Origin of the sequence: Acidovorax sp. 56 (assembly GCF_002749705.1) — a bacterium.
Taxonomy (GTDB): domain Bacteria; phylum Pseudomonadota; class Gammaproteobacteria; order Burkholderiales; family Burkholderiaceae_C; genus Acidovorax.
Genome location: NZ_PEEV01000001.1, coordinates 4,398,535 through 4,413,928, shown reverse-complemented (window position 1 = coordinate 4,413,928; position 15,394 = coordinate 4,398,535). Strand labels below are relative to the sequence as shown.

The 15,394-nt window shown below is 62.1% G+C and carries 8 protein-coding genes; 6 read left to right on the top strand and 2 right to left on the bottom strand.

Annotation, left to right across the window (positions count from 1 at the left end; translation table 11 throughout):
* Positions 1–48: 48 nt before the first annotated feature.
* Complete coding sequence (hisF, locus tag CLU88_RS19560) at positions 49–849, bottom strand: imidazole glycerol phosphate synthase subunit HisF (RefSeq protein ID WP_099658028.1); 801 nt, start codon at positions 847–849, stop codon at positions 49–51.
* 114 nt (positions 850–963) lie between these two features.
* Complete coding sequence (galE, locus tag CLU88_RS19555) at positions 964–1,977, bottom strand: UDP-glucose 4-epimerase GalE (RefSeq protein ID WP_099658027.1); 1,014 nt, start codon at positions 1,975–1,977, stop codon at positions 964–966.
* Between the two features lie 171 nt (positions 1,978–2,148).
* On the opposite strand from galE, the gene CLU88_RS19550 reads away from it, so the two are divergent.
* From CLU88_RS19550 to CLU88_RS19525, 6 genes are all read left to right on the top strand, one after another.
* Positions 2,149–3,567, top strand: coding sequence for a diguanylate cyclase domain-containing protein (locus CLU88_RS19550; RefSeq protein ID WP_099658026.1), 1,419 nt, complete (start codon positions 2,149–2,151; stop codon positions 3,565–3,567).
* A 3-nt stretch (positions 3,568–3,570) separates the two neighbouring features.
* A complete protein-coding gene (locus CLU88_RS19545; RefSeq protein WP_099658025.1) occupies positions 3,571–4,896 on the top strand; it encodes a glycosyltransferase in 1,326 nt (441 codons plus the stop codon).
* 1 nt (position 4,897) lies between these two features.
* A complete protein-coding gene (locus CLU88_RS19540) occupies positions 4,898–7,075 on the top strand; it encodes a TolC family protein (protein WP_233205535.1) in 2,178 nt (725 codons plus the stop codon).
* A 52-nt stretch (positions 7,076–7,127) separates the two neighbouring features.
* Entirely contained in the window at positions 7,128–8,153 is a 1,026-nt protein-coding gene (locus tag CLU88_RS19535) for an HlyD family secretion protein (protein ID WP_233205534.1), read from the top strand.
* Between the two features lie 447 nt (positions 8,154–8,600).
* Positions 8,601–11,447 carry a bifunctional glycoside hydrolase 114/ polysaccharide deacetylase family protein gene (locus tag CLU88_RS19530; RefSeq protein ID WP_099658024.1) on the top strand — a complete coding sequence of 949 codons (2,847 nt, stop codon included), beginning with the start codon at positions 8,601–8,603 and terminating at the stop codon, positions 11,445–11,447.
* Positions 11,407–15,342, top strand: a complete 3,936-nt coding sequence (locus CLU88_RS19525; RefSeq protein WP_199173478.1) for a tetratricopeptide repeat protein — start codon at positions 11,407–11,409, stop codon at positions 15,340–15,342. The genes CLU88_RS19530 and CLU88_RS19525 overlap by 41 nt, the downstream gene beginning before the upstream one ends.
* The last annotated feature ends 52 nt before the right edge of the window (positions 15,343–15,394 follow it).

The following is a 15,394-nucleotide window of genomic DNA, read 5'->3' as shown; positions in this document are numbered from 1 at the left end:
TTATCAATCAAGCGCAAGAAGCTATCCATTTAATAGCAAACAATCGACTCACAACCGCACGGGGATGCCCCGCTCGGCCATGCGCTGCTTGGCTTGGCCCACGGTGTACTCACCGTAGTGGAAGATGCTGGCGGCCAGCACCGCATCAGCACCACCTTGCTGTACCCCGTCGGCCAGATGGTCCAGGTTGCCTACGCCGCCCGAGGCGATCACGGGCACGGTCACTGCGTCGCTCACCGCGCGGGTCAGGGCCAGGTCAAAGCCCGACTTGGTGCCATCGCGGTCCATGCTGGTCAGCAAGATTTCTCCGGCGCCACGCTGGGCCATTTCCTTGGCCCAGGCCAAGGCATCCAGCCCAGTGTTCTTGCGGCCGCCATGGCTGTACACATCCCAGCCTGGGCCCACCGGCTGGCCGTTGGCCCCCAGGCGCAAGGCATCTTCCTCAGACCGGCGTTTGGCATCAATGGCAACCACAATGCATTGCGCACCGTATTTGGCCGACACGGCGTTGATGACCTCGGGGTTGGCGATGGCGGCAGAGTTGAAGCTGGTCTTGTCCGCGCCCGCATTGAGCAGGCGGCGCACATCTTCCACCGTGCGCACACCGCCACCCACCGTGAGCGGGATGAACACCTGGCTGGCCACCGCTTCGATGATGTGCAGGATCAAGTCACGGCCATCGCTGGTGGCGGTGATGTCCAGAAAGGTCAGCTCATCAGCGCCCTGGGCGTTGTAGCGCGCGGCAATCTCCACCGGGTCGCCTGCATCGCGCAGTTCAACAAAATTGACACCTTTGACCACACGGCCTCCGGTCACGTCAAGGCAGGGAATGATGCGTTTGGCAAGCATGGCGCGGGAAGATTAAAAAGAGAATCAAAAAAATGAGCTACCTGGGGGGCGCCCCATTGGGCGAAGGCGCCAGCCCCTGCGCAGTCGCGCAAGATACCACGGCGCACAGCCGCTTCAGCGCTGCAAACTCGCGGCCACGCCACTTTGCCAGCGCCACGCGTCTTCGCACATCTGGTCCAAGCCCAGTTGTGCAGACCAGCCCAGCAGCTGCTGGGCCAGGGCCGGGTCGGCCCAGCACTGCGCCACATCGCCAGGGCGGCGGTCCACGATGCGGTAGGGCACGGGGCGGCCACTGGCCCGCTCAAATGCCTGCACCATGTCCAGCACCGACACAGGCCGGCCCGTGCCCAGGTTCACGGTGAGCAAGCCTGGATGTTCGCGCAAGTAGCGCAACGCCGCCACATGCCCATCGGCCAGATCGCACACATGGATGTAGTCACGCACCCCGGTGCCATCGGGCGTGGGGTAGTCGCTGCCATACACACTCAGCGCCTCGCGCAAACCCACGGCCACCTGGGCCACATAGGGCAGCAGGTTGTTGGGAATGTCTTGCGGGTCCTCTCCGATCAACCCGCTGGCATGGGCGCCCACCGGGTTGAAATACCGCAGGCGCGCAATGCGCCATTGCCCCGGCTCGGCGGCATCCACATCGGCAAGCACCTGCTCCATCATCAGCTTGCTCCAGCCGTAGGGGTTGGTGGCAGACAGCGGAAAGCCCTCGCGGATGGGCACAGAAGCCGGGTCGCCATACACCGTGGCCGACGAGGAGAACACCAGCGTGCGCACATTCGCCGCCCGCATGGCGCCGAGCAAGGCCACGGTGCCCGCTACATTGTTGTCGTAGTAGCGCAGCGGCTCGCGCACGGACTCCCCCACAGACTTGAGCGCCGCAAAGTGGATGACCGCATCCACCGCATGCTCGGCAAACACGCGCTGCAGCAGAGCGGCATCGCGGATGTCACCCTCAATGAAAGGCACAGGCACGCCGGTGATGCGCTCGACACGCTCCAACACCGAGCGGCGGCTGTTGCATAGGTTGTCGAGCACCACAAAAGGAATACCGGCATTCGCCAAGGCGACGCAGGTGTGAGAGCCAATAAAGCCTGCCCCGCCAGTTACAAGAATCACGCTGTTGCGCTCCTAAGGATGTGGATAGAACGGACGACTCCGCTCCAGGCCCGCCACTATACTGGCCGCGCCATAGACGCCGCAGGGGCCAAGGCACTGCCACCTTGTGCGCGCTCGATCACCATTGTTAACAATTGCCCATGTCCAGCACTACACAATGGTGCGTACCCCATGAACATGAACCCATCCACGGGCATCTCTTCCTTGCAAAACCCACCCCCTTCTGCACTTGAAAGCACCGTAGTGCTGCGCCCTTCCGGCAGCCTGCTTCCTCGCGAGCGTGATGCGATGGCCTTTACGTCGTGGCCCGCGTTTGTAGCTTCGGGCTTTGCCCCGTTGGGCTTTTACCTTGACGGCTGGACCGGGCCGGACGTGGCCACCCTGTGTGAATCCATACGGCACAGCCCCTGGTGGGATCGCCCGATCTGGGTATCGGAAAGCACTGAGCCCCAGCCGACGTGGGCAGATGCTACAGGCTCACTGAGCGAGGCCATTGCGGCAGGAGAGCGGGCCCTTGCAGCGCGCAGAAGCCTCAAGCTGGACCCCTCTGGTCTGCATTTTGACGAGCGGGTGCTGTACTTCATGTACCTGCGCGACGGCGCAGAGCTGACCCCCTTGTGTGACCGCAACAGCGCACAGTTGTATCGCTACCCCTTGGTGGAGGCATTGGCCCACGATGGAGACGACGTGGCGGCCTGTTTGGCCACGCTGTCGCGGCGGCGCCTGCTGGAGCCGGCAGAGTTGATCGACCGCACACGCCACTGCAGAGCCTGCGGCAGCGCCCACATCCACTACCTGGACGTGTGCCCCCATTGCTCCAGCATCCAAATCAACAAAGCCCCTTCGCTGCACTGCTTTACCTGCGGCCATGTGGCGCCAGAAAATGATTTTCACGACGACGGTGGCTTGACCTGCCCCAAATGCAGCACAGCATTGCGTCACATTGGCGTGGACTACGACCGACCACTCACCCAATATGCCTGCGGCAGCTGCCACCATGTGTTTGTCGAGACCAGCGTGGTGGCACGGTGCCTGGACTGCCGCAACACCACCGAACCCAATGCGCTGGACGTGCGCGAGATCGCCTCGCTCAGGCTCAGCGCCCACGGGCGCGCCGCCCTCAGGGCGGGGCAAATCCGTGAGTCGTTCGCAGCCCTGGACACCGCCAACTATGTGGAGCCTGCGTACTTCCGCCGTCTGCTGGACTGGGCTTTGGCCACCCACGCCCGCCACAAGGAAATGCACTTCGCGCTCATGCTCGTGGAATTCCAGAACGCGGCTGAAGTGATCGAAAAGCAAGGGGCTGCGCGCGTCTTCCTCATGCTGGACGAGTTTGCACGCCGTCTGCACGAGTTGCTGCGTACCTCGGACCTGACCACGCGCACCCAAGAAGAACGCTTGTGGTTGATGCTGCCGTTCTCTCACCCCGAAGGCCTGACAGCGCGGCTGCAGAAGGTGCTGCAAGAGCAGTCCAGCCAGCATGGGGAAGCGGCTTTGCGCGTGCGCATTCGCCACCTGCAGATCCCTCACGACCTGCAAAACCACGATACCGCGGTGCAACTCATGGGGCGCCTTCAGAACGCGGATTGACCCATGTGGGATCAGGTAGTTTTTGCCTTCGTCACGCTGTTTGCCAGCTCCACCCAGCAAAACTGGCTGGAACTGGCCTGGAAGTTCTTTCCCTTCGTCGTCCTCCTGGAGGCACCCTTCTTTTTGCTGGTGACCGCCGGCATGGTGCGCTACGGCCTGCGCAGGCACCGCCCCGAACGGCAACGAGAACGCTACCCACGGGTGTCGTGCGTAGTGACCTGCTATTCGGAAGGCGATGATGTGCGCAAGACCATTCAGTCGCTGGCGCAGCAGCTGTACCCGGGACACATCGAGATCATTGCCGTCATTGACGGCGCCATTCAAAACCGCCCCACCTTGCTGGCCGCCCGCAATGCCCGCGGACTTTTGGCAGGGCAAGCCAAGCGGGCGCTGGTGGTGCTGCCCAAGTGGCAACGCGGGGGACGGGTTTCATCCCTCAATGCAGGGCTTTCCATCGCCACGGGCGAAATCGTCATGGCGCTGGATGGCGACACGTCATTCGACAACGACATGGTACGCAACGCAACGCGCCACTTTGACGACCCCGGGGTGGTGGGCGTGGCAGGCAACCTGCGAGTGCGCAACGCCAAGAAAACGCTGGTGACCCGGCTGCAGGCGCTGGAATACATCCTGTCGATCGGTGCTGGCAAAACCGGCCTGTCCGAGTTCAACATCGTCAACAACATCTCGGGCGCCTTTGGCGTATTCCGCACCGGGTTCATCCGCAACCTGGGCGGTTGGGATGCGGGGTCGGCCGAAGACCTGGACATGACCACGCGGATCAAACAGTACTTTGGCAGACACCCCGGGCTGCGCATCGTGTTTGACCCACATGCCGTAGGGCACACCGATGCACCCGACACCTGGCGCATTTTTTTTCGCCAGCGCTTGCGTTGGGACGGGGACATGTTCTACCTGTTCATCCGCAAGTTCCGCTTCAACCTCAGGCCCAGGCTGCTGGGTTGGCGCAATTTTTTGTTTGTGGCCATCAACGGGCTGGTCATGCAAGTGCTGATGCCTTTTCTGATCGTTGCCTACACCGGGGTGATGCTCTTCACCCTGCCCATCGGGGCGGTGCTGGGCGTTCTGGCATTTATCTACTTGGTCTATCTGTGCGCCATTCTTTTTTATTTCATGCTCTACGTGATTGCCGTCTCTGAACGACCTGTAGAGGATCTGGACTACCTGCGCTTTCTGCCTTTGGTGCCGTTGTTCGCTTTTGCCAACCGCATCCACTGCGCCTTCTCCATCCTGCAGGAGCTTTTCCTGAATTCGCACCTCGACTCCTCGATGGCACCATGGTGGGTGCTGCGCAAAACCAAGTTCTGACATGTTGAAACGCAAGGATTTTTGGGCCCGCACACCCTTTGTCGTGGCCTTTTGGCTGGGGCTGCAAGCCTCCACGGCATGGGCCAACGCAGTACCGTTGTCAGATCTTGAAACCTGGGCCCAATCCGCAGCCCCCGCTGTGCGCGTTGCGCTGGCAGAAAAAGACTTGGCTGCACATCGCACAGAAGCGGCCAAAGCCGGCCAAGGCGGTCGCCTGTTTGGTGGTGCCAACCTGGGCACTGCACGCGAGGCCGTGACCGACACCACCAGCCGCAGCTACCAGCGGGCACAGATGCAGCTCGGCGTGCGGTGGCCCCTGCTGGGCAGCCGTGAAGCCCAACTGCGCAACGTAAGCGAAGCGGAACAAGCGACCACGGCAAGGCAGGTGCGCCTGCAGCAAACCCAAAACGAAGCCGTGCAAGCGGTACGCCGCGCCTATGTGCGCCACCTGCGCAGCGGGCAGCGCATTGCGCTTGTCGAGGCCTTTATGGCAGGACGCTCCACCACACAGGGCCTGCTACAACGCCGCACTCAAGCCGGTTGGATGCTGGAGGCGGAACGCTTGGGGCTGATGGCCACCTTTGACGCAGCGGAGGCCACGCTCCGGGCCCAACGCGCAGCACAAGAGGCAACGCTGCGTGAACTGTCGCGGCTGACCGGGCGCATGGTTCAAGCCGTTCAAGCGGCCCCCCTGACGTGGCCCGACGTGTGCCACCACCCTGAGACACTGCGGGCCCAAGCCGATGAACACCCAACCGTGCTGCTGGCACGCCTCGAGCTTGAGGCCGCAGACCAAATTGCAGGCCACTTGCGCAAAGAAGGCATTGCGGCGGGTGTGTCTGTGGCCCAAGGCATTAGCAAGGACCTGGGTGGCCCCCCAGGACACAACACCACCGTGGGTATCGACATCTCCATACCACTGGACTGGCGCGGGCAACGTGACGCCACACTAGGACAAATACAAAGCGAGCGCCACCGCGCAGAAAGCCTGTTGGAACTGCGACGAGGCGAATTTCTGGAGGGCCTGGAACAAGCCCTGGGCCAGTGGCACCTGAGTCAAGCCGAAGCGGCTGCACCGATGAAACAGCTGAGCGCCGCCAACGAAACCTTGCGTGTGGCCATGCTGCGGCATGAGCGCTTGGACGATGGTGACGGCTACGCGCGCCTGCTCACTGCCCGCTACGCGCTCATGCAGGTCGCCCTGCAAGTGGTCGACGCACAGGAGCGCCGCGAGGTGGCCGAGTTAGCGCTGGCCGCGTGGTCTAGCAACGGGTGCAGCCATCCTGGCGTCAACCCCCAAGACAAGTTGGCGGCAGCGCTAGCGCCTACCTTGCTTGCGCTATCACCCCAGGTCGCCAATGCCCCAACAGACACGGCAACAACAGCCCCACAACGCACGCTGCGAAGCACCGAAGGCACCGCCGATGCAAGCCTAGGCTGGTACGTGTGGGATGGGCAGGCCATGCTCCAACGTCCAGAGCAACTGCGAACACTACCGCCCGAAAGCCGCCGCGTTCTGCTGTCCTTCACCGCCAAACAGCTCGCAGGGCTGGAGCAGCCTGCGGGCCGCAGGCAACTTAGCCAATTCATCACGCAAGCCCAGCACAGGGGGCTGACCGTTGAGTTGCTGCTGGGCGAGCCCCTCTGGGTGCTTCCTTCACACAGGCAAAATCTTCTGGACCAGCTGGCGCGCATTCGCGACCTGCCTTTCCATGCCCTGCAATTGGACCTGGAGCGCAGCCAACTGCCCGAGGCCGATCAACCGCAATGGGGTGACCTGGTGGTGGAAACCCTGCGCGCTGCGCACGCCGTGGCGCCCTGGCCCCTGGGACTCACAACCCACTACCGTGAGCTGGAAGCTCCAGACTTCGCACAAAAGGTGCACGCCGCAGGTGCGACCGAACTGACCGCCATGGTCTACGTCAGCAACCCGGCCCGAGTGGTTGAAATTGTGAAGGGCCTGCTGCCGCTTCAAAGCCTGCAAAGCCCTGACGGGCTGCGCTGGTCCATCGCCCAAAGCGTGGAGCGCACTTTGTCACCACAAGAGAGCAGCTATCCAGCGGGCAAAGCCACCGCCTTGCAACGCTGGAAGGAACTGGCACAGGCCTTGTCTCAAGAGCCAGGCTTTGGCGGCATCGTCGTGCAGTCGTGGGAAGAGTTTAAAGAGGCACGCCCTTGAAAATACAGTTTGATGTTCCCCCAGCTCTCCACAGGAGAGCAATGGCCTGTCCGTGCGCTACGCTGCCTCCAAACGCCAGGTGCCGCGTTGGCGCTGGTACCTTCTGCTGGCCATGGTGCTCACACCTCCCGCCTACCTTATGGGACGGTTTGCCGTGTCGTACTGGTGGGAAACAACGCCCGGATTGGTTGTGACCGAACAAGTGGTCGTTCGGGCGCCTGTGGCCGGTCAAGTTGCACGCATTGCTGACGTTGGCGAACGGCTGCGCGCTGGCCAGGCTTTGATGGACTTGGAGCAGGAACCATCGGCATTACCAGACGTGGCAACACCCGCCAACCGCCAACCCCCTGTGCAGCCCATCGCGGAGCCATTCGCGCCCAACCAACCCCTGGCCATCCGTTTGGCCATGCAGGAGGAGACCCAACGTCTCACGCTGCAGCAACTGGCGCTTCAACAGGAAAAACTGAAAGCCTTGCAAGCCCTTCGTACAGAGGGTGCTGCGACGCGCAATGAAGTCGACAATGCCCAGGCCGTGGTGCTGCAAACACAAGCAGAAGCCAGCAGGGCCCGCGCTGCGGCCAGTGAGTCTCGAAGCCTGCTCGCGCAGGCAGGTGCGGCCACACTCCTCCCTGCGCCAACCACCGCCACGCCCTCCAGATCCGACAAGACCCAACCCACCAGAACGCCGACATTGAAGGCACCCTTTGACGCAATCGTAGTGCGACAGCTGGTTCGTTCCGGGGAACACGTAGAAGCAGGTGCCGATGTGGCCGTGGTGCAGGGCACAACCAAATCCCCCCTGGTACACGCCTACCTGCCCCCCGGACAAGCACGCTATGCCCAACCGGGCAGGCTAGCCACCCTGCACTTCATGGATGGCCGCAGCCTGCGCGCCGAGGTACTGGACGTGGTTGCAGAGGCAGAACGTACGCCTGCTGAGCGCGTCTCGCCCCTCACACCCCGCATGCCGTCGATCGTGGTGCGCCTCAAACCGCAGGCCGATCTGCCACCCGGCTACCGCATTCACTACCTGCCATTGGATGTGCGGTTCGACTGGGTTTGGGGCGGATGGTGGTAACAGCCCAAAGAAGCATCCGCGTCTAGTCCCGGTTCAGCAAATCTCGCTATCGCACGCGCACTTCATTCGCCTGGGCGAGTGAAGGTGAAGCAAGAACCGAAAGCCCCTTGCACCGGTGTGTGGCTGCACACCCACACCAGCCATGCACGGATTGCGAACAATGGTCAACACCTCAAGAACAAAGGCCGCGCTGACCGGGTAACTTTCCCAAAGCTCCAGCGCGTCTCCACAACGATCTCGGGTGCACCGAGACAGCCACATTAGTGTGTACACACATCCACCATGCCCCTTGATTTATTGAGGATTTTCTTGATATGCATCTAGCGCCCTAAAATCAAAACCTTTTGTTACACCCATTGAGCAGCATGGGCATGCGAATGCTGTCGGGCATTGCCAAGTGATGGTCGGTCCTGCACCATGTACAGCACTCCGCTACCACCACACACCATGATCTGGTCACTGCGCGGCTTCCTTATATTGACGCTGAGTCTGACCTCCCTGTGGGTGGCTGACGAGGCTTCGGCCAAGACCCGGCCCGCCATTGCACTGCACTATGGCCACAATGCACCCCTGGAAGACTTGAAGGTGTTTGACATCGTCGTGGTGGAGCCAGACCACGGCTATGACCCCATCGCCCAGCGCGCCAAGGGAAGCGAGCTTTACGCCTACACCTCGGTGGCCGAGGTTCAACCCAGCCGCAGTTATTTCAAAGACATCCCGGCCGTTTGGCAACTGGCACGCAATGGCCATTGGAACTCTGTCGTCCTGGACCAGACGCCCGCGCCATGGCCCTCCTTCTTTGCGGACCGCGTGATTGCGCCGCTGTGGCAGCGCGGATACCGCGGCTTCTTTCTGGACACGATGGACTCTTACCGTCTTGCCAGCCATTTTGATGAAGCCGCACAGCAAGCGGGCCTGGTCCGCGTCATCCAGACGCTGCACGAACGCTTTCCTGGCATCCGACTCATCATGAACCGGGGCTTTGACATCGTGCCCCGGGTCAAAGACAAGATCGAAATGGTGGCTGCGGAGTCCCTCTACCGCAGATGGAACGCAGGAGCCAACCGATATGAAGAGGTACCTGACGCTGACAGGCAGTGGCTGCTGACGCAACTGCGCACGATCCAGACCCGTGACGGCATTCCCGTGCTGGCGATCGATTACGTTCCACCAAACGATAGAGCGTTGGCACGCGAAACCGCCGAACGCATTCAGGCGGATGGGTTCACACCGTGGGTCAGTGACAGTCGCTTGGACACAGTGGGTATCGGCGCCGTCGAGCTGGTACCTCGGCGCATCCTGATCCTCTACAACGGGGCCGAAGCCCCTGCCGTCAACTACACCAGCGCCCATCGGTTCCTGCAGATGCCACTGAACCATATGGGGTATGTGGTGGACTATGCGGATGTGCGACAGCCACTTCCGAAGGACATTTACCGAGACCGCTACGCGGGTGTCGTCACCGCATTCAACGGATACATGCCCAGCGCACTGCGGCGCGAATTCAGCACATGGCTTCAAACGCTCAAAAACCAGGGTATGCCATTGGCCATGGTCGGTGACTTTGGTCTCGCCCCTGACAAGTCTTGGGCAGACACGTTTGGCATACAGGGCACCAGCCTCAGCATCTATCCTCCTTTGCAAGCACAAAAGCAGCACCCCATGATGGGGCTAGAGGCGGCCTCCCCCCCTGTGGAAAAGGACTCCGCTCCAGCCCGCCTGGTAGGCCCCCAAGCCGCCCAGGCCATCCCACTGGTTGAAATGAAGGACCAAAAGGGCCAGCGTTTCGTCGCCGCCGCGCTCATGCCTTGGGGTGGCTTTGTGCTGGACCCTTACGTGTACAACGAATTGCCTGGCACCGAGCAAACCCGCTGGGTCGTGGACCCTTTTGAATTTCTGCAGAAAGCACTGAGGCTGCCCTTTATGCCTGTGCCCGACATCACCACCGAAAGCGGACGCAGGCTGCTCTTGGCCCATATTGACGGCGATGGATTTCCTTCACGCGCAGAGATGCCCGGAGCGCCAGTGGCCGCGCTAGTGCTGCTCAAGGAAATACTGGAGAAATACCGCATTCCGCAAACCGTGTCTGTGATCGAAGGCGAGATCGCATCTCATGGATTGCACCCTGAGCTAAGCGGGCAACTAGAGGACATTGCTCGCAAGATGTTCAAGCTGCCGCATGTGGAGATTGCCAGCCACAGTTTTTCGCACCCATACCTTTGGGACACCGATGTCAAGCACGGCATTTTTTCCGACAGCAACGAAGTCGAGTACCACCTGAACATCCCCAACTACCAAGTGGACTTGACCCGAGAAACCGCAGGCTCTGCAGACTACATCCGCAAAAACCTTGCCCCCGCAGGCAAGCCCGTGCGCGTTTTTCAATGGACGGGAGATACCGCGCCCAACGAAGCCGCGTTGAAAGCCACCTACGACGCAGGGCTGCTCAACATCAACGGGGGAGACACCTTCATCTCTCGCAGCAACCCCTCGCTGACCGCCGTGCGGCCCCACGGAATCACCAAGGGCAACTACCTTCAGGTGTATGCCCCCATCGCCAACGAGAACATCTTCACCAATCTGTGGAGAGGGCCCTTTTATGGATATGAACGGGTTTTGGAGACGTTTGAACTGACGGATACCCCCAGGCGTATCAAGCCTGTGGGCATTTATTACCACACGTATTCAGCCTCCAAAGTGGCTGGACTGCAGGCCTTGCGCAAGGTCTACAACTGGGCACTGAACCAGCCTCTGCACCCGGTATTCACGTCCGAGTTCATCCGCAAGGTTCAAGACTTTCACACCTACGCCATTGCAACAGAGGGCGAAGGCTGGCGCGTGCGCGGTGCAGGCCATCTGCGCACCTTGCGGTTTCCCATCACAGCGGCAGCCATGGTGGCGCCCCTGTCAGCCAGCGAAGGCGTTGCCGGCGTGAGTGAAGGCGTGGAAGGCAGCTATGTGCATTTGACCGGAGCACAGGCCTGGGTCGCCAACCCCGCCTCAGCCTTGGGGCCGAGCGGATCCACCGCAGAAGCCCCCATTTGGCTGCACGATGCAAATGCACGCGTGACCCAATGGGAACGCAAACAGCAGGGCCTGCGTACCGACTTCAGCCTGCAAGGCCATGTGCCGCTTCAATTCACCCTTTCGGGCATGGTGCCCACTTGCAGGGTGAGTGCCAACGGCCAAACCTTGGCTGCGACTAAATCCTCTGAAAAAGAGCGCCCCGACCTTCGCACTTACCGCCTTCCTGATGCTGCCGCGCAAATCCAAATCCTCTGCGCCGGTCGCTGAGCGCCCCGTCCTGGCCAGCTACTGGATCACCGCCTTGCTGGCGGTGCTGGTCAGTGGCGCACTGTGGCTGATGTACCCCCGCCAAGACCTGGAAAGGCGCTTGGTGTCGTCCAGCCGCGACTCCAGCCTGTCTCTGGCGTACCTGAAGAACCTGCTGCGCAGCGACCCCACCAACGTGCAGTTGCAGCAACTGATGGCCCAGCGCGTTGCCGTGGAAGAAGAGCGCAAGAAACGAGAAGAAGCTCTCGCCAATCGCAAGCCCACCGCCTGGACCCGCTGGAGCGATGCCATGGACGGCTTCCACGCCCTACCCGAGGCAGACGCCGAGGCACGCAACGAACGGCGCACCGAACTGGTAGCGCAATTGCATGAACTGACGGCCGATGAGGTCCCGCCAGATGTACTCCCAGCGCTGGCGGAAAACGCCTTCCAACTGGGCGACCGGCTGCTGGGCATTCAGCTCTATCGCAGGCTGGGGGACGCGGCAGACTCCGCAGAAAAAGCCGTGCCACTTTACGTGCGAGCAGCCCGCGAAGCCCTGGCGGTATCCGCACACCCACAGGCCGCCAGTCTTTACATGAAGGCCAGGCATGCAACGACCAACCCAGAACAGGCCAAGGCGCTGTACCTGAGTGCGGTGGCGGCCATGCAGGCCTCTGGCAAGCCTGCGGAGGCTCTGGCCTTGGCACAGCAAGAAGTGGCAGGTCTGGACTCCGATCCTGTGGTCCTGCGGACCTTGGTCGAATTGGCTCGCGCGGCAGGCAAACCCGCTGTGGCAGAGCAATACGTCAAGCGACTGCTCCACCTGGCTTTACTGTTGCAGTGGCGAGCAGGTAGCGCGGTGCTGGCCGACGCCCCTTCGACGACGCATCCCGCGAGCCCAGCGCTTGTGCCAGCGTCCCATGCCGAGGGCTTCCCCATGGACCGACAAAGCGACCTGCAGCCCCGCTACGAAGATCGCGCCTATTTGCTGGACACTCGCCTGCTCAGCCGCCCCACCCACATGGGCATGCAACGATGGAGCACCGCCCAAGGCCAAGGACAGACAGCAGCCAAGGCAGGACCTGGCCTGCCCTTTGACAACCAGATCTACAGCCTGGGCTACCAGGTGTTTCTGGAAAACCGCAACCTCGAAGACGCTTGGTTGGTCGCCCGGTCTGCCGTGCAGCAGTCGCCTTCAGATTTACAGTGGCGTGAAAGGCTTGCGCAGGTAGCAGAGTGGACACAGCGCAGTGACGTGGCACTGGAGAACTGGCTGGTCATTGCCCGAACAACGCAAAAAGATGCCGCGTGGCAAGCCGTCTTGCGGCTCGCACCGGGCCTATTTGACGACTCCGCTTTGATCGAGGGGCTGCGCTATGAATTACGCCGTGCGCCACACAACACCAAACTGACCCAGGAACTGGTCATGGCCTATGAGCGGGTGGGCACGCCCCAGCCAGCCATTGACTTTTTGGCACACCAACCGCCCACACCTGCCAACCTGGAATTGCTGGCAGACCTCGCCACGCGATCGGGGCAAATGGATTTGGCGCTGAACACCTGGGCGCAGCTGCTGCGCGACCCCGCCCAACTGACCCCTGAGCGCGCCTTGCGCGCCGCGACCCTGGCCGTGGTGCGCGGAAAGCCCAGCCTGGCCATGGAGTGGCTGGAAAACGCGCGCGCCACCCTGAAGCCAGACACCCCTGAAGCCACAGACTTTTGGCGAATGACAGGGCTGCTTGCAGAACGGCAACAGCGCGACGCCGTGGCCTTGGATGCCTACCGCCAACTGCTGGCCAGGCCAGATGCGGCCATTGCGGACTACGACTCAGCCATCCGGCTGCTGCAAACCGACCACCCCCTGCAAGCCGCCGAAGTGGCGATACAGGCCTGGGACCGTTTTGACAAAGCACGCCACCTGATCCTGGCCATGACCACCTATGTGGGGCGCAGCCAGTGGCGCGATGTGAAACGCCTTCTGGACAAACTGGACCCCGCCAAAGAGGCCAGCCACCACGCCAGCGCCCCCCTGTGGCGCGAGCCCCAATTCCTTCGCCTGGCGGGGATTTACTACCAAAACACGGGCAACATCCCTCGTGCGGGACAGATGCTGGAGGCCGGCCTGCGACTCGCCCCAGATTCGGCCGAAATGCGCCAGGCCATTGTGTGGCTGCTCATCGACAGCAACGACAACGTGTCCTTGCGCAAGCTGCTGGCCACCCATGAACCCGATTGGAGCCAGGACAAAGAGATGCACGATGCCCTGGGTTCGGCCTACCAAGCACTGTCCTTGCCTGCCGTGGCCCTGGCACGCTATTTCAAGCCACAGCTAGCAGAGCGCCAAGGCGACTTCCTGTGGCTGATGAATTACGCCGATGCGCTGGACCAGAACCAGGAGACAGACAAGTCATGGCGCATGCGCAAACACTTGCTGTCGGCCGAGTGGGCGCAGGCCCACCAAGGCCAGTCGATGACCCGGGCGCAAGCGCGTGAGCGCTGGCTGACCGAAGAGGGGCTGGAGGCCACTCGCCGCCTCGCCCGTGCACGGCTGCTGCTACAGCAAAAGCCCGGCGACCCGGCATTCGATACGCTGCGCGAATTGCTGCGGCTGGACCGCGATGCCCAGGGCAACCTGTCCAACGCGGCGGCAGAGACTGCCATAGGCTGGCTGCAAGATGCAGGCCAGTACGCGGCAGAGCGCGGGCTGCTGTGGCAGCAGTACGCACGCAGCCAGAGCCTGCGCGCCAACCGACCGCTATGGGCCGACATCACGGTCGCCCTGGCAGAACAAGACAAGGCAGCGACAGGGGCTTTGCTGGAGACCTTTGGCGAACGCCTGCCTCGCTACGACCGCATCAACGCCGCAGTGGCCATCCAGGACTTGCGCCAAGCCCAAACCGTGGCCTTTGAAACACAGCAAGACCAGCCCGATGACAACCCCCTGCACCTGCAGCTGACAGAGAACCTGCTGGCTTTCAGCGACCATGCAGGGCCGCAGCTGGAGTTGCGCAAGCTGGGTGATCTGGACGAAACAGAAGCCACCGCGCAGTGGCACATGGCCCTGAGCCCCCGCCTGTCCATGGACCTGAGCCTCACCCGCATCGAGCGCACCGTGGGACTTTCGACGCAGCTCAGCCATCCCTCGCAAGAGCGCGGAGTGAAGATCGACCTGCGCTGGCAGGACCACGACTCGACCACCACCTTGCACCTGGCGCGGCGCGAAAGCCTGGCCAGCTACACGCCCGTGCAGATTGAGCAGGAATGGCGCATAGACAACCGCCTGACCCTGCGCATGGACCTGGGCTTGCAACTGCCCACGCAAGAAAGCACCGTCATGCGCATGGCCGGGATGAAAGACCGTGCGGGCATCAGCCTGCGCTACCAGGCATCGCGCATCGACCAGTTCACCATGGAGCACTGGCGCGAGCGCTACAAGCTACAGACCGGGGGAGCGCTGGGCTCTGGCAGCCACTCGGCCCTAACGTACATGCACTCATACCGGGTCGAAGCCCCCAGCCTGGAGGTGGGCGCGTTCTGGTCCCAGCATTCGTATGACCGGCGTGACCCCGGCGAGCTGGCGGGCCAGGACCTGGCCTTTTTGCAGTACCTTCCGCCCGAAGTGCGCCGCGTGAGCGACACCTACTTCCTGCCGGAGAACTTCAGCTACTACGGCCTGCAGATCTCGACCAACACGCGCTTTGAGCGCGATTACACCCGCGCACTGCAGCCCTATGGCAGCGTGGCCAGGACTTGGCACAGTCGCCAAGGCCCCGGCTACAACTTGCGCCTGGGGCTGTCTGGCAGTGTCTGGGGGGCCGATCACCTCAACCTGGGCTGGAGCCTGGGCAAAGGGGGCACCCTCACCCAAGGCCTGACCCGAGAAATCCAGCTGCGCTACCGCAAACATTTCTGAGCATTGAAGACTTCACCGAAAGGCAAACCCCATGACACGCCCATCCCGCCCT

Coding starts and splice junctions, on each gene's coding strand:
- hisF (WP_099658028.1), bottom strand. CDS start 849: ATGCTTGCCAAACGCATCATTCCCTGCCTTGACGTGACCGGAGGCCGT.
- CLU88_RS19550 (WP_099658026.1), top strand. CDS start 2,149: ATGAACATGAACCCATCCACGGGCATCTCTTCCTTGCAAAACCCACCC.
- CLU88_RS19545 (WP_099658025.1), top strand. CDS start 3,571: ATGTGGGATCAGGTAGTTTTTGCCTTCGTCACGCTGTTTGCCAGCTCC.
- CLU88_RS19540 (WP_233205535.1), top strand. CDS start 4,898: ATGTTGAAACGCAAGGATTTTTGGGCCCGCACACCCTTTGTCGTGGCC.
- CLU88_RS19530 (WP_099658024.1), top strand. CDS start 8,601: ATGATCTGGTCACTGCGCGGCTTCCTTATATTGACGCTGAGTCTGACC.
- CLU88_RS19525 (WP_199173478.1), top strand. CDS start 11,407: ATGCTGCCGCGCAAATCCAAATCCTCTGCGCCGGTCGCTGAGCGCCCC.